The organism is Candidatus Gracilibacteria bacterium, assembly GCA_041660965.1.
Lineage (GTDB): Bacteria > Patescibacteriota > Gracilibacteria > BD1-5 > JAGOOR01 > JAGOOR01.
On sequence record JBAZVH010000001.1, the window covers coordinates 500,088 to 520,527 of the forward strand.

The window sequence follows — 20,440 nt, forward strand, 5'->3', positions numbered from 1 at the left end:
AGGTCTCTCTCTGCCTAATATTGGCTGGTTTATTTCTTTATATATTTTTATGAGTATTTTTGATGACTTGGATTCTGAGGAAAGACAGTGGCTCGGCTTGGATTCTCCTGAAAGACCTCATCAGGTATGTGAGGTGGAAGAACCTGTAAGTGGACCAAGGATTCCTTCAGATCCGTTAGATGATTTATGAGCTATTGATCCAACTACATTATCAGATATTCTATATCGAACAGCGGTTCAAGAAGCTTTGCAAAAACCTGGAACAGTGAAGCGACTGCGAGAACGTTACGGTGATGCTGCAGTTAGTTTATGTTTTGGTGATGCCTCAGTCGGCTTAACACAGTAAAACTACTTCTGTTTCTTCTTGTGCTCCAAATACTCCTTCAGGCATTGTCCTGTATAGGATTCTTTGATCTTTAAGATACCGTCTCTCGGTCATTGATAGAGAAGTCGCCCCCCTCACTCACCTCCTTCTGGTCAGAGATCAACCAAATAATGCGCATTGGCGATGACATCGAGATGATGCTCGATGATAAGGACAGTGTTTCCTCGCTCTACCAGACTCGACACGATAGACATCAGACGTTGAATATCAGAAAAATGCAATCCCGTAGTGGGTTCATCCATGATATAGAGTGTCTTTCCTGTCGCCTTTCTCGCAAGTTCTGTCGCGAGTTTGACTCGTTGGGATTCACCTCCTGAGAGCGTCAAAGCAGATTGTCACAGAGTAATATACCCCAATCCGACGTCGAGAAGTGTCTGGAGTCGATGTCGAATTTTTGGAAATTTGGCAAAGAACACCACCGCATCTTCGACTGTCATAGCGAGAACATCAGCAATAGATTTGTCATAAAAATGAACTTCTCGAACGAGATGATTGTAGCGTGTGCCACAGCATGATTCACAGGTCACATGCACATCGGGGAGAAAATGCATCTGAATCTTCTTCACTCCATCCCCCTCACAGGCGTCACAACGGCCCTGTTTCGTGTTAAAACTAAAATGCCCTGCCTTGTATCCTCTGGCACGTGCTTCGAGCGTCTGAGCGAAGACTTCGCGAATTTCTGTAAAAACGCCAGTATAGGTGGCTGGATTGGAACGAGGTGTCTTGCCGATAGGCATTTGATCGATGATGACGACCTTGTCGAGTGATTCAAAACCAGTAATAGCAGATATTTTCCCATGAGAATCACGTGTTCGATGAAGGAGGTTTCTCATAGCTGGAGCCAGTGTACGATTTATGAGTGATGATTTCCCAGAACCACTCACGCCGGTTACGACCGTCAATGTGCCCAAAGGTATGTCGACAGAAATATTTTTCAGATTGTTTTCTCGTGCATTTTCCATTCTGAGAAATTCTTTTGGCACACCCTGTAATGCTGGTATGTGTATGGTCTTTTCTCCTCTGAGATAGAGCCCAGTTTCAGTCTCGGACTGTCGAATCCCTGCATAGGTTCACTCAAAGATAATATTCCCACCATGGACACCTGCTCCAGGACCTATGTCGATAATATGATCGGATTGACGCATCACCTCTTCATCGTGTTCGACCACAATAACAGTGTTCCCGAGGTTGACGAGTTCTCGCAGATTGTCTATCAAGAGTCGACTATCTCTCGGGTGGAGCCCAATGGATGGCTCATCGAGGACGTAGGTAATCCCTTCGAGCTTTGTGCCTACCTGAGTCGCAAGACGAATACGCTGTGATTCTCCTCCGGAAAGTGTATTCGATCGACGAGAGAGGGTCATATATCCCAACCCAACGCCTTTCAGAAACTTGAGACGATCGCGAATATTTTTTACCATATTCGTTGCCACTTTGGTATCTTCCGAGTTGAGTTGCAAAGATTCAAAAAATACTACCGATGCTTCAACGGAAAGCTCTGCCGCTTGTCCAATATGTTTTTCATTGATAAGAACATGTCGCGCTTGCTCTCCAACTCGATACCCATGGCACGTGGGACAAGTCGTCGCAATAACAAATGGGGCTATTTTTTCATGGAGTGATTCACTCGTCTCGGGGTCATGATAGACCCGATTGAGGTAGGGGATAATCCCTGGATACTTCGCATTCCATGGTTTTTGCATCTGGGGAGTAGACAATGAGAGTCGCTGATCTGAACCATTGAGAACGAGTTCCTTATGCTCTTTCTTGAGTTTATTATAGACAATGTCGACAGGGATTTTATGGTGTTTACATGCCCCCATAAGAACAAAATGATAATACGAATCTTGCCCCCATGGCAGTACGGCTCCATCCTCGAGGGATCTCTCTGGATCAATAACTGATGCCTCGGTAAATGACAACAAGGAACCGAGTCCGTGACAATGCGTACATGCTCAAGCAGGGGAATTGAACGAAAAATGTGAGAGTGTAAGCTCTGATGGGACATAGCCACAGTGTGGGCAACGAAAGGCACGAGAAAATACCTCAATTCCTTCTTTTTGCTTTTTGCTTTTTGCTTTGTACTTTTCTTGAATACTTAAGTCCATAATACCTACCACATCTTCGCCATACTCAAAAGCAGTTGATATAGATTGAGACAATCGATCGAGCTGCGTGCTATCCGTCGTATCGATCTCCACACGATCGACAATAATCCACGGATCCTGTATGGTGCTCGGTAATTCGTCAGAGAGATTGTAGACAACATTGTCTACCATATATCTCACAAACCCTTTCTGTCAAACATAATCTCTCAACTCTTCTGGTGTCTGAAATAGATGACGTATCTGGGCGCAAAGAGCGATACGAACCCCATTTGGAATGCTTTGGATATATTTGATAACATCGGTATGGGTCTTTTTTACCATCGGAGTATTATCATTGGGACACATCCTGGTCCCTAAGCTGAGGAAGAGGAGACGATAAAAATCATATATCTCTGTGATAGTCCCCACAGTGGATCGGGGGTTGTGGGCTACGGTCTTTTGTTCGATACTGATAGTGGGTGTCAGACCTGATATTTCTCGCACTTTCGCTTCTTCTGACATACCACCGATAAACATACGCGCATAGGTCGAAAGACTCTCGAGATAGCGACGCTGTCATTCATTGCACAGTGTCGTAAATGCCAACGAAGACTTCCCTGATCCGCTCACTCCAGTCACGACCGTGAGAGCGTTTTTTTGAAAAGAAACATCGATATTTTTGAGATTATGGGTGGTGACTCCGAGCAGTGTGATGGTTTCAGACATAGGGCAAGAAAAAGGAAGACGATAAGAGAGTATAGTAAATAATAAAAATGTGGCAAATATTTGACACAAATAAAAAAATAGGGTATCCTTCTCTATATTTATTATCACTCTTTATGAAAAAGCTTCTTATTCTCGGTTGTGCGTTGCTTATGAGCGTTTCTCTCTCCCTTGCTGCTCCCACCACGAACGCCCCAGCTGTGTTATCTCCTGCGCCTACATTGAATCCGAGTGAGAAATTAGAAAATGCTGCAAAAAATATCGATAGACGCATCATATTCCTCAGTAAATATGCTCATGCAAAAGATGTGGATGGTCTAAAAAGTTTGGTTTCCATGGAAAATACGGACTTCTATACAAACTTTTTAAAATATATCGAAACAGCCCCTGCTTTTACCCTAAAGCGGGATACTACTAATACAACTACTCACGGCATTCTCTACAACACCCAAACAAATGAGTATAAAGTCGATGGTATCCTCTCTATAGGATGAAAGACGGGTAACATCAATATAACCTTTTTGGAAGATGGAGGAAATATGGGTACTAAATGGGTCATCGCTGATAGCAATCTCCATATTGTCGCTAGGACTCTTTCGACAGCAACTACAACAAAAACTCCAACTACAACAAGCAATCTAGGGTCCAATGCTTTGGCTCCAAAAGTTCCTGTCCGAACTGTCCCACCATCAACACAACCTGTCGTTACCGTACCTCCTGAAACGACAGCGCCTAGCTCCCCTATCATTACTGCCCCTGTAGCTTCTGTAGCCGTTACTCGTCCAACCGTGACGCCCCCAAAGGGAACTCCTACAACACCTGTTGTGTCAAAGAAAAGTGAACTCTTGAGCAACACATGATATCTGATTGCTATGGCACTCTGAACGATTTTTGTTCTTGGGCTTCTTGGGTGGCTCTTGTGGCATCTCCTCAAAAAAAGAAAAAATGCGCAAAAGGCATTATTGGTTGCTCAGATGGCAGCAATCTCTCTCCCTCTTGCCGATGCGCCTGCTCCAATTATTGCTGCAGAGTCAACGCCTACGATGACCGAGCCAGAAGCTTCTCTTGTCGTGGAGCCAGAAGCTTCTCCTGCTCCCGAAACACCGATAAGTAATGTATCGCTGGTAGAAGAAGCCCCCGTAGCGACAGAAGCCCCTATTCCGGAAACAGTAGATCCCTCATCAGAAACAGATATTTCTCAAAATGATCCAGTGGCCCCCGACGTGTCTATGCCTGATCCTAACACTTCTTCTGAAGGAGAAATCCCTCCTCCACCAGTTGTGCCGACACCAGAAACGCTCTCAGAAGAACAAGTTGTACCCCCCATTTCAGATGACTCAAAGATAGACACACCTCCAAGTGCTCCTGAGGCCCCTCTCAGTACACCCCTTCTGTCTCCCGAAACAGAATCTCCCATTGCTTCTTCTGAGCAACCTATGAATGACATATTTCTCACACCAGCCCCCTCAACGCCGGCTTCTTCTGGGCTCACACTCGATGATATCATAGCTTCTGCCCCCCAACCAGATGCCTCTCTCACCCCAAATTCACTTTTTGGAGACATACTCTCAGACCAGAAACCTTCCAGTATTTTTAGTTAATTTTTACACCTTCTTACTCGACAGGAAAAGTCCTTGGACTGTCCTTGCTCATGCTTGTTTCAGGAGTTTCCCCATAGTGTGTGCGGTATGTCCTGTGGTGATAAGATCGTCGATAATAAGGATATCTTTGTTTTTTAGGAAGACTTCTTGATGTTTTTTGAGAAAAATCTCCGACTGAATCTGCTTTCTTTCGGATTTTGTGCGACGTGATTGGTGTCCTGCAAAAAACTTCTTTTTTAGTGGGCAAAAAATAGTGTTTGCTTCTGTTGTTTTAACACAGAGTGTTGCAAGTTTTTTAGCGTGATTTGGTCAACGAAAAATACGATCTTTCAAACTAATAGGAGGATAAACGACGAGATACTCTGAAATATTTTTTATGCCACTTTCCTTTATGAGAGAAGAAAACAGCGATGCAAAGTAGACACTGTCAACATGATTGTGGACAAATTTAAAGCGATGAAGTTTTTTTTGCATATTCTCATCATACATTCGAGCCACCCAGATTTCTTCGAGCGAAAATCCTGGAATGGCTTTTTTATAGTGTCGCGATTTTTGCATTGGAGTGACGATGAAAAATCTCATACACACCATACCAAAGAAATGACTGGAGAAAGAAAAGCGTCGATATCAAAAAGAGATTGTATTGTCCTGAGAAAATAAAGTAGAAGTCCGCTATGCAAATAAAGAGAACGGAATTTATCGCGAGTATAAGTTCTTCGTTTTTGCCATAAAAATATCGTGCAAAAAGGAGGAGAATTCCGATAAAAATAAAGAGGCACACAAGAAGAAGCCAAAAATCAGGCGAGAGAACATAGAAAAAGACATACGCATAAAGTGCTGTCAAAACCAGCATATTGCCCGAAAAGAAAATCGGACTTCTCTGGGTATGGACATAGACCCACGACCAAAATACCAGAAGTATGATAAGCCCCAGAACAACCAGGTCTAAAGTGCCTTCTTCTCCTTGAAACAATAAATATAGCAGCACTGCCAGCACCCCCCATGAGACAAAAAGCAACGTATTACGTGTGTGCCAGACTGCATAAGGGGTATGCCCCACAGCCCGTGATCGTCTGAGTATTTGAGGAAGAAAAAGATATACTCCCGCAAGAGTTATGATAGAGAGCAAAAGCGTGTACATAAAAGGGTGCGGCGACAGAAAGGATATTGTAGATACAAATGTTACCACTCCCGCAAATACAAGGCCACAAAACGTGTACAAGGCCACAATATATGGCGTATATGGAATGTCCGTATCGAGGACGAGTACCGCCATAAGCCCGAAGAGGATAAACACCGTATTAAGGAGCATAAATCACATACTGTTCCCCCCGAAAAATACCAACGCAAAGCTCAAAATAATCAAAAACATTCCTGTGATAATACAGTGTATCCGAAATATCAAGACTATCCCTGGACTCTTGGCAGAAAACATAAGATAGAGAGCATAGATCGTGCTCGATAAGAAAAAAATACAGTATTGGAAAAGTCGTAAATTATTCGATATATCAAAGTAATGAGATGCGCTGATAGAGAGTCCCACGAGAGCCAAATAAAACAGCACTCCTGAACTGAAATGAAGCGACTGATACACACTTTCCTTCCCTGAAATTTCTTTTTTAAAAAATTGTGGTTTTTTAAACACATCTATAGGCGGGATGATTTTTATAAAAAAAACAAGGAGAATAAGCCCTATAATACTACTTTCAATATACCTTCCGAAGATAAAAAAAAGTGCAGCAAAAATGCTATGAATAACAGCAACCAATAAAATCATGCAAAAATTATATCTCCTTGGCAAAAAATACAAGCGAAACAAATATTATACTAAAAAGAGAGAAAATAATTTGATTAAAAAAGAGAAACTGTGTGCTCAGCACCCCTCCGATAATCACAACGCCCAAAGCAATAAGAAATCACGCATACAAACACGTTACTGTCATATATTCCTGAATGGTTTTGATCCACCAGAGAATCCTTATTTGTCGTAAGAGAGAATAAATATAAGAAAATCCTCCATCTTGTTTAAAAATATCAAGCTTGGTTGATCTGTATTTTTTCTGTAAGAGAAGTTGGATATTTTTATTAGAAAGAAGCTGCTTTTCTTGGGAAGTCTTCCGAAAGAATGTGAGAATAGGATTCTCTTTTTTACTCTGATTTTGTTTACGTTGTTTCTTGGCCGCCCTATTGGGCAAAAACAGTATTGTAAATATTTCAGAGGTTTTTTTTAGAATCTCTATTATCATAAAATACCATGGTGGGAGAATAAAAATCCCTGTACGTTTTATGATAGGAAGTAGGGGTTTGTAAATAGCTTTTTTTGTTTGTGTATTGGATTGTTCATAGAGTATTTTTGTATATTTCTTCATTATTGCCTCCATTCCTGAGAGACCATTTGTCATCATGATTTTTTTTATATCATAGATCATGGATTCTTTATTTTCTAATTGGCTCTCATAAATAAATGGAATAAGTATTTCAAAATATTTTTTCATTATTGTTATTTCCCCTGTTATAATTGTGTTTGTTTTTTCTTCGGTGTTTGTTTTTTTAACCTGATTTACCTGTCCTGAAAATACTTCTAAAACATTTTTAAAGATAAAGTCTTGCTCTTTTGGATCCGTCAGGCGTACAGGATAGAGTTTTAAAATACTATACTGATAGTCTTCTTTGAGTATTTTATATGCCTGAAAAATATCAGGGGCCTCTACTTTTCCTTCCATTCTACTTTTATTATCTTTTAGGGCACTGAAAATAAAATAATTTTCTTGAGCATGGTTTTCCTGTAAAAGATCGAGAGTAATAACTATAAATCCTTCTAATGAGAGAGTGTTTTTTACTTGTTCTTCAGATTCTCACTCCATTATAAAAGAGAGTTTTTTATTATTTTTTATACTATGTATCTTATAAGAGGGCATACTCAAAAAATATACTACCATATCTTTCCCCTAAAATCAAATATAAAAACTCACAATGCATTTTTATTTTTATCCCTATAATACGACTCTCTCTATCTCCTTTTTACATTTTTTTTGTGTATAAAAAACACATAAAATTTTCTCTTTCATTCCCCTTTTCTTATTTTTACTATGACAAAAAATATACTTTTTTTCTTTGCGGGTATTTTACTTTCAGGATTTTTTATAGGAATGCAGTGAAATTTTGTGCAAAACGTCGTTGGAAGCCCCTTCACAAAGGATTTCCTCAATATCACTCAGGAAATCACACATACCCTATCTCCATTTTTCCCCCAGAGAGATACTAAAAAGACAGAAGATGCTCTTTTAAAAACCTTCGTTGCCTCACTCTGAGATCCGCACACTACCTATATACCTCAGAAAGAAGTGCTTTCATTTCAGACAATGGTGGAAGGGGATTTTGAGGGCATCGGTGCGTATATAGAAGATAGTCCAAATGGCGTTTTTATCGCGGGGACACTCCCCGGATCACCAGCACAAATATCTGGGCTTCTTCCTGGCGATTTTATTCAGGATATTGATGGCAAAACAACCTTTACTATGACAGCTGACGAAGCAGTGCTTTTGATACGATGACCCGCAGGAACCCCGGTGACACTCAGTATTTTTTCCACAGTGCTTTCTATCAAAAAACAGGTCACCCTTATTCGCCAAAAACTCGAGCTCCCTATTATCACAGAAGAACTCATAGGGGACACACTCTTTATTCATCTTCTTTCCTTTAATGATTATTCATGACGAGATATGGAAAAAGTACTTCAAAAATATCAAGGAAAATATAAGAAAATCCTTCTCGATCTCAGAGATAACGGAGGGGGGACGCTCAGTGCGGCCGTTGATATCTCTTCACTCTTCTTTGCGGCTCCAAAAATAGTGTCTACAACCGATGGTAAAAACCCACAGAAATATGTTTCCAAAGGGAAAATAGATGTCGACATTCCTGTCTACATTCTTGTCAACTGACAGACAGCATCGGCGGCCGAAATTCTCGCTTCAGCACTCCATGAACATCTTAAGGCCCCTATTTTTGGGACACAAACCTATGGGAAAGGGTCTGTACAGGAAATATTTTCCCTTAGTAATGGCGCTGAGATAAAGGTTACTGTGGCTCATTGGCTGACAGCTTCTGGTGAAAAACTCGATGGGAAAGGTATCACACCAGACACTATGATTCTCCCAAAAATCCAAGATCTCATAGTCGGAAAAGATGGACAAAAAGAGGAAGCCCTTGCTCTGATACAGAAAGGAAATTGGAAAGTTGGTCAAAAATAATCTTTGTATTTGTATGCTTTTTAGTCTTATCAGCCCTTACCAGCCAACCTGAGATCAGCCAGAAGCTATTCGGCAGCTCGTTGAAAGTCTTCAAGTGCCGAATCGATACCAGACCCTTCAAGGAGTTACTGGGTCTGGGAAAACCTTCACAATGGCAAATATTATTCAAAAACTTCAAAGACCAACCCTTGTTATCGCTCATAATAAGACGCTCGCAGCCCAGTTGTGCCAGGAATTTCGAGAGTTTTTCCCTCACAATGCAGTTCATTATTTTGTGAGCTACTATGACTACTATCAACCAGAGGCCTATATCCAAAAGACAGACACCTATATCGAGAAAGATTCAGCGATCAATGATGAGATAGACCGTCTGCGTCATGCGGCGACTGAAGCACTTCTGACTCGAAAAGATGTTATCATTATCGCCTCCGTGAGCTGTATCTATGGTATCGGGAGCAAGGAAGAATATCTCGGAGGAGTGATGCATTTTCAGGTCGGGGAAACATACACGCTCAAAGACCTTATTGATCGGCTTGTAGCCCTTCAGTTTGAGCGATGAACACTGGAATTCACACAAGGTATGTTTCGGGTTCTCGGAGACACACTTCAGATATTTCCTGCGAGCCAAGAACAGTATTATAGTTTGGAGTTTTTTGGAACAAAACTGGAAGCAATACGTGTCTTACAGCCCATCACATCGCACGTCTTAGAATCAGTTCCTTCACTCGAGATATTCCCCGCTTCTCATACGGTTACGAGCCCAAGTCATGTCAAAGCTATCACACCTGCAATTCTCCATGAGCTCCAAGAACGTATCAAATATTTCCAAGAAAAAGGCAATATCGTCGCTGCAGAAAGAATAAAAACTCGTGTCGAATATGATCTGGAGATGATGGGAGAGGTGGGATATGTCAAAGGAATCGAGAACTACTCTCGCTATCTCGATGGTCGCAATCCATGAGATCCGCCGATGACGCTGATAGACTATTTTCCGAAGAATTTCCTGACCTTCATCGATGAATCACATATGACACTGTCACAAATTCGAGGCATGTTTGCTGGGGATAAGGCACGAAAGGTGATGCTGATCGAAAATGGCTTTCGTTTGCCGAGCGCGTATGATAATCGACCCCTCTTTTTCGAGGAATTTGAAGCAAAAATCAATCAATTTGTCTGTGTCTCAGCTACCCCTGGAGTTTCTGATATTGAACAAGGTGGTCCGATGGTGGAACAAATTATTCGACCGACAGGACTTCTCGACCCAGAAATCGCTGTCGAACGTATGGATAAACTGGTCGAAAGTCTCCTCGAGAACATCAGAACTGCTGTCGAACATAATGAGCGTGCCCTTATCACAGCGGTCACAAAAAAATCGAGCGAAGATCTCGCCGCCTATCTCAAAGAACAAGGCATAAAAGCCCACTATCTCCACTCTGAAATAGATACCATCGAACGACTCAAGATACTCAAAGATCTCCGAACAGGCGTTGTGGATGTGATCGTAGGAGTCAATCTCCTCCGAGAGGGGCTTGATCTCCCTGAAGTATCCTTTATTGGTATCGTCGATGCTCATAAACAGGGCTTTCTACGCTCTACGCAGTCTCTGATTCAGATTGTCGGTCGTGCCGCGAGAAATTCTAACGGACATGTTATTTTCTATTCCCATGAAGGAATTATTTCTCGCTCAATGCAAGAAACGATGGACATCACATCTCGTCGTCGAGCCACCCAGATAGTGTATAATACCAAACACGGTATTACTCCTACCACTATTATCTCTTCTATCAAAGATCTCGGGTTTAAAGATAAAACGCAACCTGTCGAGGTGCCAAAAGGTATCTCGCAAGAAGCATATATCAAACGTCTCGAACTCGAAATGGACGTCGCGGCTGCCAATCTCGACTTTGAGAAAGCGGCAGAGATTCGTGATACAATACTGTCTATCAGTTGGAAGGGGTAGGTTTTTATGTTTTATTTTGATGGAAAGTCCTTTCCTCCAAGGAGCGCTAGAATCCTGTTTTTCAGAATGGGGTTATCACATGAGTGAGCCATGATTCTAGAAAAATCACTGGGAGCAATTTCGAGACAAGCAATAACTTCCTCAGATACGCCCCCACACAGTACATTGATACTACTTTGTAAGAGAGAATCCGTGCGTAAGAGTCTGGATGAGTCCTGTATATGGACCGTGAGAACATGGTTTTGAGCATTTCCCCCGAGTCTGATAGGGATGGAATTAAAATCTATCGCCATACTTTTGCATTATAAAATCAATATCTTTATCGCCTCTGCCTGAAAGATTCACTACAATAATTTGATTATTCGGAAGATCGGGAGCCATCTTTATTGCATGAGCAACAGCATGTGCACTTTCAAGTGCAGGGATTATCTCCTCTGTTCGAGAAAGAGTTTTAAATGCCTCAATTGCTTCATTGTCATCGATGGTTGTATATTGGACACGACCAATATCTTTGAGGTATGAATGCTCTGGTCATACTCATGGATAATCGAGCCCTGAGGCAATGGTATGCACTGGAGCCGGATTTCCTTCTCCATCTGAGAGCACATAACACTTGAACCCGTGTATTATTCCGGGCTTTCCATACGTTAATGTGGCTGCGTGTTGCCCTATTTGTGGTCCAGAACCAGCAGGTTCGACGCCAATCATTTTTACTCACTCATCATCTAAAAAGGCACTAAAAAGTCCTATAGCATTTGACCCTCAACCTATGCAAGCAACTAAATAATCAGGCAGTTTGTTAGTTTGTTCGAGTATTTGTTCTCTGGCTTCTTGTCAGACAATGCTCTGAAAATCACGCACCATAGCCGGAAATGGATGAGGGCCGACCACAGATCCGATGGCATAGAATTGGGTTACAGGATCAGAAATATAGGCCATAAATGCCTCATCGACTGCTTCTTTGAGACTTCGAAACCCTGATTTTACAGGGATTATTTGAGCACCGAGGATTTTGATACGCACCACGTTCGGATATTCTTTTTCCATATCGGCCTCACCCATATAGATATCACACTCAAGTCCGACTAATGCAGCAGCAGTTGCAAGTGCTACCCCGTGTTGTCACGCTCCAGTTTCTGCGATGAGTTTTTTCTTTCCCATTTTTTTTGCAAGAAGTGCTTCCCCAAGACAGTGATTGATTTTGTGTGCTCCTGTATGATTGAGATCTTCTCTTTTGAGATATATCTGAGCACCACCTAATTGGGCAGAAAGATTTTTGAGATGATAGATAGGAGAGGGGCGTCCAGTAAAATGCTTGTGTAGATAAGTGAGTTCCTGAATAAATTCGGGGTCATTTTTAACGCGATCATACGTTGTAGCAATTTCCTGTAAAATTGGCTCCAATTGAGGAGGGACAAATCGTCCTCCATATTGTCAAAAATTCCCATGTATATCAGGAAGTATGTGAGTTTGTGTAAAGGTTTTCATAAAAGAAAGATAAATAATTATTGTATTACTACGATGTAACAAAGAAGCTATAAAAAGGAGAGACAATTCGTCATTCCGGACGATAATTTTCATTGACGAAGTCAGGGAAATTGTCGAGCCGGAATCCAGGTGCATCAACTCATTCTTTATATTTTTAGGAACGCTTTGCGTAGTGTTTGTCCTGGATCCACCGAGGCGGATGACGGAGAGGATATTACTTGCGCCACCCCTCTTTGATACGTCCATACTGGAGAATCCGAGAGCCACGGCTGACAGTTGTAATAGAAATATCCAGATCTTCCGCTATCTCTCGTTGGGTCTTTCCTGCCACGAGCGCGTGCATGACTTTGATACGTTCATCGATCGTTTCGATTTCTTGCGGGCTGAGAATATCCTCTAAAAAACCATCCAGATCAGCTGTATGCCGAGACAGTTCTTTGATAATATTTTCTCTGAGTGATTTCTGAAAGGACATAAAATATTGGTGTAGTACTACGATGATATTTATAATAGGGAGAATGTCAAAAGATTTTTGTTTTTTCTTGCTTTCCTCGGAATAATAGAGTAATATAAGGGTATGAAATACGCTAGTATTGTCTTTTTCCTCGGAATCCTCTCAGCCCTTACTGTCGAGGGATTTACGAGTTTAAGTGGTATGCAAACAACGGTGGATGCCTTTGTATTCAACTTTACTATTCACGGGAAAGATATAGGTGAAAGCTTTATCACTCTTACCCGAGACTTTTTCCCCAATCATGAGCATAGCACTCTCTTTGGCGCACTATATTTAGTAGGATATAACATCACGGAAGAACTCGTGAAGTTTGGTTTTTTCGTTCTCGCTGTCCTCTTGCTAAAGCCAATATCTACACGTCGGGTGCTCTATACGGGTATGCTGATAGGAGCATGATTTGCGACTGTTGAGCATTTTGGTATCGAATCCTCTCTTTCCTCGTGGTCTATTTTTCCTCTTCGACTTCTCGGGCATATGCTTTTTACGAGCGTTATCGCTCTGTGGTATTCTCTGGGGTCTTTTGCGAGAATGCGCTGGATCGATAGCTGAGCCAAGGCAGGACTTGTACAATTTTTTCTCTCAAAGTGGTCGGGGTTTGTGATGACTTTTTGGGTGATTAGTGGTATTTTTTTAGCAGCATTCTTTCATTCTTTTGTGAATTTGTTTGCTTCCTCAGGGCATTATACCGCTGTTCTTATCGTTATCATAGGATGGGTAGGCATCGTCTCATTTCTTCTAAACCAAAATGCTGATAGACCCTATGGGAGAATTTTACAAGAAATCAAGCTGATGCAGCACCTCCATGATATACAGATGACGCTGGATGAGCTACAACACCCAAAAACAGAACCCGAACCAACAGACTCTTCACATTTTGAAACCACAAAAATCCGATTATCCCGTAAACAATTTGCAAAAAAATAAATACCGATACAATACGCCCGTCTGAGGCTTCACTTGGACTTTATTTTTCTAACTTTTTCTTATGAAGCACACTGAAAAAAAAGAACTCATCAAAAAGTACGCACGTACTTCGAGCGATACGGGTTCTCCAGAGGTCCAGATAGCCCTTATCACTGTCCGTATCGAGGCGCTTTCGGCACATCTCAATGAGCACAAAAAGGATAATCATTCACGTCGTGGGCTTCTCGGTCTCGTCAGCACACGCCGCAAACTCCGTAACTATCTCGCAAAAAAGAATCCAGAAGCTCTCGCAAAACTCGATAATGAAGCATCTACTCTCAAACAAATCAAAAAAGATGAAAAGGTACAAGTAACGGCCACCAAAAAGGCACCTGCAAAGAAAGCTGCAAAGAAAGAGACAGCTGAAAAGAAGTCACCAGCTAAAAAGGCACCTGCAAAGAAAGCTGCAGCAAAAAAGAAATAAGAATTTATTTACCCCCTTGGTACACTCTTATAAAAATAAGGGTGTATTTTTTTTGAAATATAGGTATACTCAAAGAGTATGAAATTACAACAACTTCTCCTCCATGAACGAATAACGACGTATTTTCTTATACTTGCCATTTCTGTTATATTTTTTGTTGTCATTGTATCGCGTCTTCCTTATGCCAGCTTCCGGGGTGATAAGATCTCTCTCAGTCCTCTCGACATCAATATGTGACAGCTTGATTTTGCTGGCGAGTCAGTTATCGTCGACCAATCATCTAATCCGCTCTGACTCGAAAAGCTCGAGCAAGAGCTTCTCATAAATCGCTTTTCACTGTACCAGTTTCTTCTCTACCATAAACGTTCGGCACAGTATTTCCCCTATATAGAATCCTATCTCTCGGAGAGTGAAGTACCTGAAGATTTTAAATACCTTGCTGTCGCAGAAAGTGGCTTGCAATACGATGCTCTGAGTCCTGCGGGTGCACGAGGGATATGGCAACTGATGCCAGAAACCGCTCGGCAGTATGGTCTCCGTGTCGACAAGTATATTGATGAACGATTGAATTTTGAGCGCTCCACGAGGGTAGCAACCAAATATCTCCTCGACCTCAAGAAGAAATTTGGCAATTGGACACTTGCTGCTGCCGGGTATAATCGCGGGCTTTCTGGTCTTCAGCGAGATATGGATGCACAACCAACTGCCAAAAATTATTATGACCTGATTCTTAATTCTGAAACGGGGAACTACATCTACCGAGTTGTTGCTATCAAATATTTGATGCAAAATCGTTGGCAACTTTTTTCACCAGAAACCTTAGGAGATATCTTCCAGGTACCAAATACGACCACTCTGACGCTCCAAGGACCTATTGCTGACCTCCGTGTCTACTGTCTCGCTCATGATATCGATTATCAAGAATTGAGAGAGCTGAATCCATGGATTCTGAGCTATGTCTTGCCAGATGGGCCGTGGGATGTGAAACTACTTCTCAAATAATCATTATTTTCTTGCTGTATGTCTGATTTTCCCGAAGAATACCGTGACGGATATGTCTTATTTTTTGGGCATCGTTGTTTGGTGGACTCTCGAGCCCTTATCCCACGAATAGAGACAGAAGAACTCGTCAAATATGCTCTTCGTCTTCTGGAACAACGCCCAAGTATTGGGTGTATAGCTGATATTGGGACGGGAAGTGGTGTGATTCCTGTCTCACTGGCGCATACAATACAAAGAAATATAGAAATTATCGCGACCGATCTCAGTCAGGATGCGCTTGATCTTGCGCATGAGAATTTTGAACGTGTTTCAAATCCGCACCTCAAGCATCTTTCACTCCTTCAAGGGGACCTGGCAATGCCACTTATACAGCATTTTTATAATAATCCACCAGTAGAAATCCTGATAACAGCAAATCTTCCCTATGTGCTGGCTCGAGAAGTCGTCGGAGACCTTCTCTATGAACCAAAAATGGCATTTCTTTGAGGGGAAACAACAGGGTTTGAGCTGTATGAACGGTTTTTCCAGCAGCTTCATACTTGGGAATATCGGCCTACAACGTGTCATATTGTGATAGAATTTTGACTCTGGCAACGCGATATCGCTGAAACTGTCATCGCGCAGTATGGCTGGGAATATACTTTTTTTGCTGACCTGCGTGGTATCGAACGGTTTTGTCATATTCTTATTGAGAGACGATAATCTTTTCTTCTTTCCCCTATTTTTCCTATGAATCACTTCTTTTTTGCTCTTCTCCATTCGCTCGGTCTGAGTCACAAAAAACTCGCCCTTATTTCGCCTGAAAAAGTCGAGAATTTCTATGAAGGTGTCAGCATACAAAAACTCCTTCAAATAGGCATTATCGAAGATGCTGCTATAAAGATAGTCGACAAAAAAAATGTTCTCAATGTCGAACGTATTGAAGGTCTTTTACGAGAAAAAAATATTCGGATCATTCATAAAGATGATGAAGAATATCCACAACTTCTCATCAATATTCCGGATGCACCGACAATTCTCTATGTCCGTGGAAAACTCCCAGATCATGATGCTCTCATTTCTGTGGTTGGTTCACGGAGGCATTCGGGCTATGCTCAGTCCTGCCTTGAGAAAATACTGCCTGATCTGATACGTTCGGGCTATACTATCGTAAGCGGCGGTGCTTATGGCATAGATTCTCTGGCACATGAGATTACGCTCAAAAACAAGGGGCAGACTCTAGTTGTATTTGGTGCAGGTATCGATGTGGTATACCCTGTAACACACGCACGGCTCTTCGAGGATGTTATTGCAGGTGGTGGGGCACTGATTTCCCAGTTTCCTCTCGGGACACTGGCAGAGCCCTATAATTTCCCACTCAGAAATACTGTCGTAGCAGGTATGAGTCGTGGCACATTGATTGCTGAGGCAGGAGAGGATTCCGGAACCCTCATTACGGCCCGTCTTGCGCTCGAATATAATCGGGATGTTTTTATTATCCCAGCGGATATCACACGCGAATGAGCTCGGGGAAGTAATGCGCTGGTTCGTGATGGTCTAGGAAAACTGATTATGAGTGCTGAGGATATCCTCAGCGAATATCAGATAGTAGACAAACAGTTGTCGCTCCTGACGACTATGAGACCTGATTTTGCTGATGAAATACAGGAAAACCTGTATGAAATATTGTGTCGAGATTCGTGCAATATGGAGTCTTTGGTTGAGATAACGTGATATGATCTACCACTCGTTATGAATGCCCTTTCCCTGATGGAAATAGAGGGGATTCTCCAAAATTCTGGGGGGATGTATCGAATTGGTTAATTGGGAAAGTAGGATATTTTGTCTATTTTTTACATTTTTATCAGATTCTCGACTTTTGCACAGTTATTTAAATTTGCTTTTTCGCGCTCTTTGGATTATAATGAGCGGGTAAGATTTATTTTCTAATCATTTATATATGTTATACGGAGGACACTCGCCTGTCAAAGGCGGCCATTCACCTGTCAAAGGCGGCCATTAATTGCTCATTTTAATAGCAATACCTAAAAACGACCTTCACGGGTCGTTTTTTATATTATTTCCAGTCAATCATATCCCATACTTTTGCAGCTACATTTCGTGGTTTTCCGTAAAAAGGATCATGATGGAGATTGAAAAAAGGAGCCGTATTTGCTTCGAGGAGACCACATTTTTGGTCTTTCCAAGAACGTGAAATATCCGGTATCATCAGATCAAAACCAAGGAGGGTATCATCAAAGATATGACCAGCTTTTTCAAAAAGTTCCAGAGTATCTGGATGACATATATCATACTCATCACCACTGATACCCCCATAGTCCATGCCAATTTTTTCACTGAGATACACGATAGCATCTTGTGAGGGGATAAATTCAAATATATCTTTATCACCTTTTTTTGGAAGAGAAGTATACCAGGACTGATACCCATCAGATATTTTTAGGATCCCATTACTGATAAGTTGTCGTACGAGAAACCCAGCCATTTTTGCAGAAATTTTAACTTCTGCAATTCCCTCGAGTCGTGTGAGGTTTTTTTCTGTGATGAGTTCTATGAGAGTACTTTCCCCGTCTCCAGTTATTTGTGGTACTTTTGCGGCAAAGACACCCTCGAGCTTATAATTAATCACTGTACCTCGATACACTGGTCAAAAAAGCTGTTCTTCCACGATGACCCAGAGACAGAGTTGTTTTGCTATAGAATACGCTCTCCTCAGGTCCTCTCTGGTATTTATATACGTAAGAGAATGACGACCACGACTTCCGAGTCGTGGCTTTACGATGACTGGTTTCTTGAGACGATCAAATATCGCGTAGGCCTCACGAAGAGAAAATGCGCATCATCATTCGGCATAGGGTATTCATGCTTTTTGGCATGTTTTTTTAAAGTAAGACTTGTCATCAATATGTGAAAGATTGGCAGTATTTGCGGATTTTGGACGAGGCACGCCTGAAAAAATAATTATTTTTTTTCGTCGTGTTCCAGGAATCTTTTTCCGTACCACGTACATATCGGTATTTTTATCAAATATTCGTACTTCTCGCATTTCAAAGCCCCGTTTTTCTGCTTCTTCCCAAAGAACTCGAGCCCGTCACATCGTTCATTTCGCCGGTTTTTTGCCAAAATGTACAATTCCTATGAGCCGGAGAAGCCCTATCAAAAAGAGTGTTGCATCATCTTCCCATCGACCCAAAAAACGAACAAGAGGATTATCGAGAAACACCACTTGTAATTTTTCAAAAAGGATATTCAGACTATCAAAATACCAATTAATATAATGAGGGACAGGATTTTCATCACAGTAGGGGCAAGAACCTTTTTTTGTCATATGATGCAGTGTATCATAAGTCACTTATTTTTACAATGACTTCTCGAGAAAAATGAGCTGACAAAATGTGAAAATTCTTTTTGATTTTATTGTTTTAACGGATTACTGTCCATTCTTTTAAGACTTTTTTTTGGATACGGCTCGGTAATATCGCAATACCCCATGTAAGCAAGAGTTTTGGCCAACCTATTTTGTGTGCACGGCGTCCAGTATGATAGACAGTGAGACGGCGGGCCGAGAGTGTACGACCTATTTTTGCTAATTTTTCAAAATGATTTTTATCCTCTCATCCTATAAGCTCTTCATCAAAGCCACCTACTTTTTTAAATGCGTCTTGTCGGACCATCTGAAATTCACCTGATGCTCACCCAGTATGAAGAACATTGTTCATAAACATAAACAGATATCCTAGGGCTCAAAAAATAATCCTATCTGCCCATGTTTCCATCTCTGGCAATACTCGCATTGGTCCTGTGAGTGCGACAGAATTTGGTGTAATTTCTAGTATTCTCAATGCTTCAGCGAAGAATTCATCTGGATGGAAAATAGTCACATCGGCATCGAGAAATACAAAATATTCTCCAGAGGCAATGCTGGCTCAGAGATTTCTCCCCATCCCAATGGTTTGGCGTTTCTCACCTTGATACACAATGATCTTATCGGTATATTTTTTGGCAATTTCGAGAGTTTTATCATCGCTTCAGCCATCTGAGATGATAATCTCTTTTTCTCCTCTATATGTTGACAGCCATTCGAGGGTTTTTCCGATCACTGATTCTTCTCGAAGTGTCGGTATTATAAAGGAGATCATGTGTCTAAGAGTTTATGCTTGAAATAGCGAGTTATACTAAAAACAAGTGTTGGCACGATAAGTATTATACCAATTAAAAAATAGTATTTTAACTCTTCTTCGATCTGTGCGTAAGCGGATCAAAAGGAATATCCAATTCCTAGTAATACCAATACGAGGAGTATTTCTCCGAGAAAGTTAATGGCTAAATATTTTTTAAGGGGTATATGGGTAGCGCCAGCAGTTATCAGTGTGGCTATTGATGCTCCAAAGCCGAGTGTAATTTTTGAGAAAAAGAGAATGCGAGTATGAAATTTTTTGAAAAGGGGCTTGACCTGATTGAGCAACTCTTTTGAAACCCAGAAATATCGCCCAAATCGATGGAGAAAAGGATCGAGAAAATATCGCCCAATGGCGTACCAAGCCGCATCGCCCATCAAATCCCCTGCAAGAATACTCACATAGAGTGGTAAAAAATCTAGCGCTCCAAATGTCAGCAAAAAACCACAAGCAATCATCAACAGAGGGCCCTCAATAGCAACTCCGACGCAGATAAGGAGATATTTGTAGGTAGGAAATTCGAGAGCGTATGCCGCAAAAGCTGGCAAGGTGGACATAGGATAATATTTTTTTAGTAGCCCGATCATTATAAGAACATCGATATTCATTCAACTTTAAAATAAAAAATACCCACCAAGTTTGGTGGGTATTTGTTTTTCATAGCTCGAATTACTCAGCAGCAGGTGTTTCAGTTTCCGTAGGAGCCACTTCTTCAGCAGCAGGTGTTTCAGTTGGAGTAGTTTCCGGAGTAGGAGCCACTACTGGTTCAATAGCAGGGATTGTTTCATCAGACATAATAAAAAGGATAGGAAATAGAACCGAGAGTATAGCAGGTTCTCGTGTATTCCAAGAGTTTATCGGGGAC

Annotated in this window: 19 protein-coding genes and 1 pseudogene; 9 read left to right on the plus strand and 11 right to left on the minus strand. The window is 41.5% G+C overall.

The window, feature by feature from the left end:
- Nucleotides 1–49: 49 nt before the first annotated feature.
- A complete protein-coding gene (locus WC753_02445) occupies nucleotides 50–346 on the plus strand; it encodes a hypothetical protein (GenBank protein MFA6080321.1) in 297 nt (98 codons plus the stop codon).
- 2 nt (nucleotides 347–348) lie between these two features.
- Here WC753_02445 and uvrA read toward each other — a convergent pair whose 3' ends face one another.
- On the minus strand, nucleotides 349–3,198 hold the full coding sequence (gene uvrA / locus WC753_02450; protein ID MFA6080322.1) for an excinuclease ABC subunit UvrA: 2,850 nt from the start codon (nucleotides 3,196–3,198) through the stop codon (nucleotides 349–351).
- 113 nt (nucleotides 3,199–3,311) lie between these two features.
- Here uvrA and WC753_02455 point away from each other — a divergent pair, with 113 nt between their 5' ends.
- Nucleotides 3,312–4,796 (plus strand): hypothetical protein, encoded by a 1,485-nt coding sequence (locus WC753_02455; protein MFA6080323.1) that lies wholly within the window; start codon nucleotides 3,312–3,314, stop codon nucleotides 4,794–4,796.
- Between the two features lie 3 nt (nucleotides 4,797–4,799).
- Here WC753_02455 and WC753_02460 read toward each other — a convergent pair whose 3' ends face one another.
- The 3 genes from WC753_02460 to WC753_02470 form a co-directional block, all read right to left on the minus strand.
- A complete protein-coding gene (locus WC753_02460) occupies nucleotides 4,800–5,378 on the minus strand; it encodes a phosphoribosyltransferase family protein (protein ID MFA6080324.1) in 579 nt (192 codons plus the stop codon).
- On the minus strand, nucleotides 5,332–6,108 hold the full coding sequence (locus WC753_02465) for a hypothetical protein (GenBank protein MFA6080325.1): 777 nt from the start codon (nucleotides 6,106–6,108) through the stop codon (nucleotides 5,332–5,334). Before WC753_02465 ends, WC753_02460 begins: the two co-directional genes overlap by 47 nt.
- 472 nt (nucleotides 6,109–6,580) lie before the next feature.
- Nucleotides 6,581–7,714, minus strand: coding sequence for a hypothetical protein (locus WC753_02470; GenBank protein ID MFA6080326.1), 1,134 nt, complete (start codon nucleotides 7,712–7,714; stop codon nucleotides 6,581–6,583).
- A gap of 171 nt (nucleotides 7,715–7,885) precedes the next feature.
- Between WC753_02470 and WC753_02475 the strand changes: the two genes are divergently transcribed.
- Together WC753_02475 and uvrB are read left to right on the plus strand one after the other, a co-directional pair.
- Complete coding sequence (locus WC753_02475; protein MFA6080327.1) at nucleotides 7,886–9,046, plus strand: S41 family peptidase; 1,161 nt, start codon at nucleotides 7,886–7,888, stop codon at nucleotides 9,044–9,046.
- A 13-nt stretch (nucleotides 9,047–9,059) separates the two neighbouring features.
- Nucleotides 9,060–11,006, plus strand: coding sequence for an excinuclease ABC subunit UvrB (gene uvrB / locus WC753_02480; protein MFA6080328.1), 1,947 nt, complete (start codon nucleotides 9,060–9,062; stop codon nucleotides 11,004–11,006).
- Nucleotides 11,007–11,017: 11 nt separating this feature from the next.
- Here uvrB and WC753_02485 read toward each other — a convergent pair whose 3' ends face one another.
- From WC753_02485 to WC753_02495, 3 genes are all read right to left on the minus strand, one after another.
- The gene (locus tag WC753_02485) at nucleotides 11,018–11,299 is read right to left on the minus strand and encodes a hypothetical protein (protein ID MFA6080329.1); all 282 of its coding nucleotides are present in this window, start codon (nucleotides 11,297–11,299) and stop codon (nucleotides 11,018–11,020) included.
- Nucleotides 11,283–12,494 carry a tryptophan synthase subunit beta gene (trpB, locus tag WC753_02490; protein ID MFA6080330.1) on the minus strand — a complete coding sequence of 404 codons (1,212 nt, stop codon included), beginning with the start codon at nucleotides 12,492–12,494 and terminating at the stop codon, nucleotides 11,283–11,285. The genes WC753_02485 and trpB overlap by 17 nt, the downstream gene beginning before the upstream one ends.
- 214 nt (nucleotides 12,495–12,708) lie before the next feature.
- Nucleotides 12,709–12,969, minus strand: coding sequence for a Trp family transcriptional regulator (locus tag WC753_02495; GenBank protein ID MFA6080331.1), 261 nt, complete (start codon nucleotides 12,967–12,969; stop codon nucleotides 12,709–12,711).
- 102 nt (nucleotides 12,970–13,071) lie between these two features.
- Between WC753_02495 and WC753_02500 the strand changes: the two genes are divergently transcribed.
- The 5 genes and pseudogenes from WC753_02500 (at nucleotide 13,072) to dprA (ending at nucleotide 17,200) form a co-directional block, all read left to right on the plus strand.
- The gene (locus tag WC753_02500) at nucleotides 13,072–13,932 is read left to right on the plus strand and encodes a hypothetical protein (GenBank protein MFA6080332.1); all 861 of its coding nucleotides are present in this window, start codon (nucleotides 13,072–13,074) and stop codon (nucleotides 13,930–13,932) included.
- 61 nt (nucleotides 13,933–13,993) lie between these two features.
- Nucleotides 13,994–14,257, plus strand: a pseudogene (gene rpsO, locus WC753_02505) (30S ribosomal protein S15).
- A gap of 216 nt (nucleotides 14,258–14,473) precedes the next feature.
- Nucleotides 14,474–15,397 carry a lytic transglycosylase domain-containing protein gene (locus tag WC753_02510; protein ID MFA6080333.1) on the plus strand — a complete coding sequence of 308 codons (924 nt, stop codon included), beginning with the start codon at nucleotides 14,474–14,476 and terminating at the stop codon, nucleotides 15,395–15,397.
- 18 nt (nucleotides 15,398–15,415) lie between these two features.
- Entirely contained in the window at nucleotides 15,416–16,099 is a 684-nt protein-coding gene (locus WC753_02515) for a HemK family protein methyltransferase (protein ID MFA6080334.1), read from the plus strand.
- Nucleotides 16,100–16,126: 27 nt separating this feature from the next.
- Nucleotides 16,127–17,200 carry a DNA-processing protein DprA gene (gene dprA / locus WC753_02520; GenBank protein MFA6080335.1) on the plus strand — a complete coding sequence of 358 codons (1,074 nt, stop codon included), beginning with the start codon at nucleotides 16,127–16,129 and terminating at the stop codon, nucleotides 17,198–17,200.
- Nucleotides 17,201–17,453: 253 nt separating this feature from the next.
- Here the strand turns inward: dprA and WC753_02525 are convergent, their stop codons facing one another.
- From WC753_02525 to WC753_02540, 4 genes are all read right to left on the minus strand, one after another.
- On the minus strand, nucleotides 17,454–18,725 hold the full coding sequence (locus WC753_02525) for a hypothetical protein (GenBank protein ID MFA6080336.1): 1,272 nt from the start codon (nucleotides 18,723–18,725) through the stop codon (nucleotides 17,454–17,456).
- Nucleotides 18,726–18,819: 94 nt separating this feature from the next.
- Complete coding sequence (locus WC753_02530) at nucleotides 18,820–19,536, minus strand: glycosyltransferase (GenBank protein MFA6080337.1); 717 nt, start codon at nucleotides 19,534–19,536, stop codon at nucleotides 18,820–18,822.
- Nucleotides 19,521–20,132 carry a VTT domain-containing protein gene (locus WC753_02535; protein ID MFA6080338.1) on the minus strand — a complete coding sequence of 204 codons (612 nt, stop codon included), beginning with the start codon at nucleotides 20,130–20,132 and terminating at the stop codon, nucleotides 19,521–19,523. The genes WC753_02530 and WC753_02535 overlap by 16 nt, the downstream gene beginning before the upstream one ends.
- A gap of 112 nt (nucleotides 20,133–20,244) precedes the next feature.
- The gene (locus WC753_02540; GenBank protein ID MFA6080339.1) at nucleotides 20,245–20,370 is read right to left on the minus strand and encodes a hypothetical protein; all 126 of its coding nucleotides are present in this window, start codon (nucleotides 20,368–20,370) and stop codon (nucleotides 20,245–20,247) included.
- Nucleotides 20,371–20,440 lie beyond the last annotated feature (70 nt).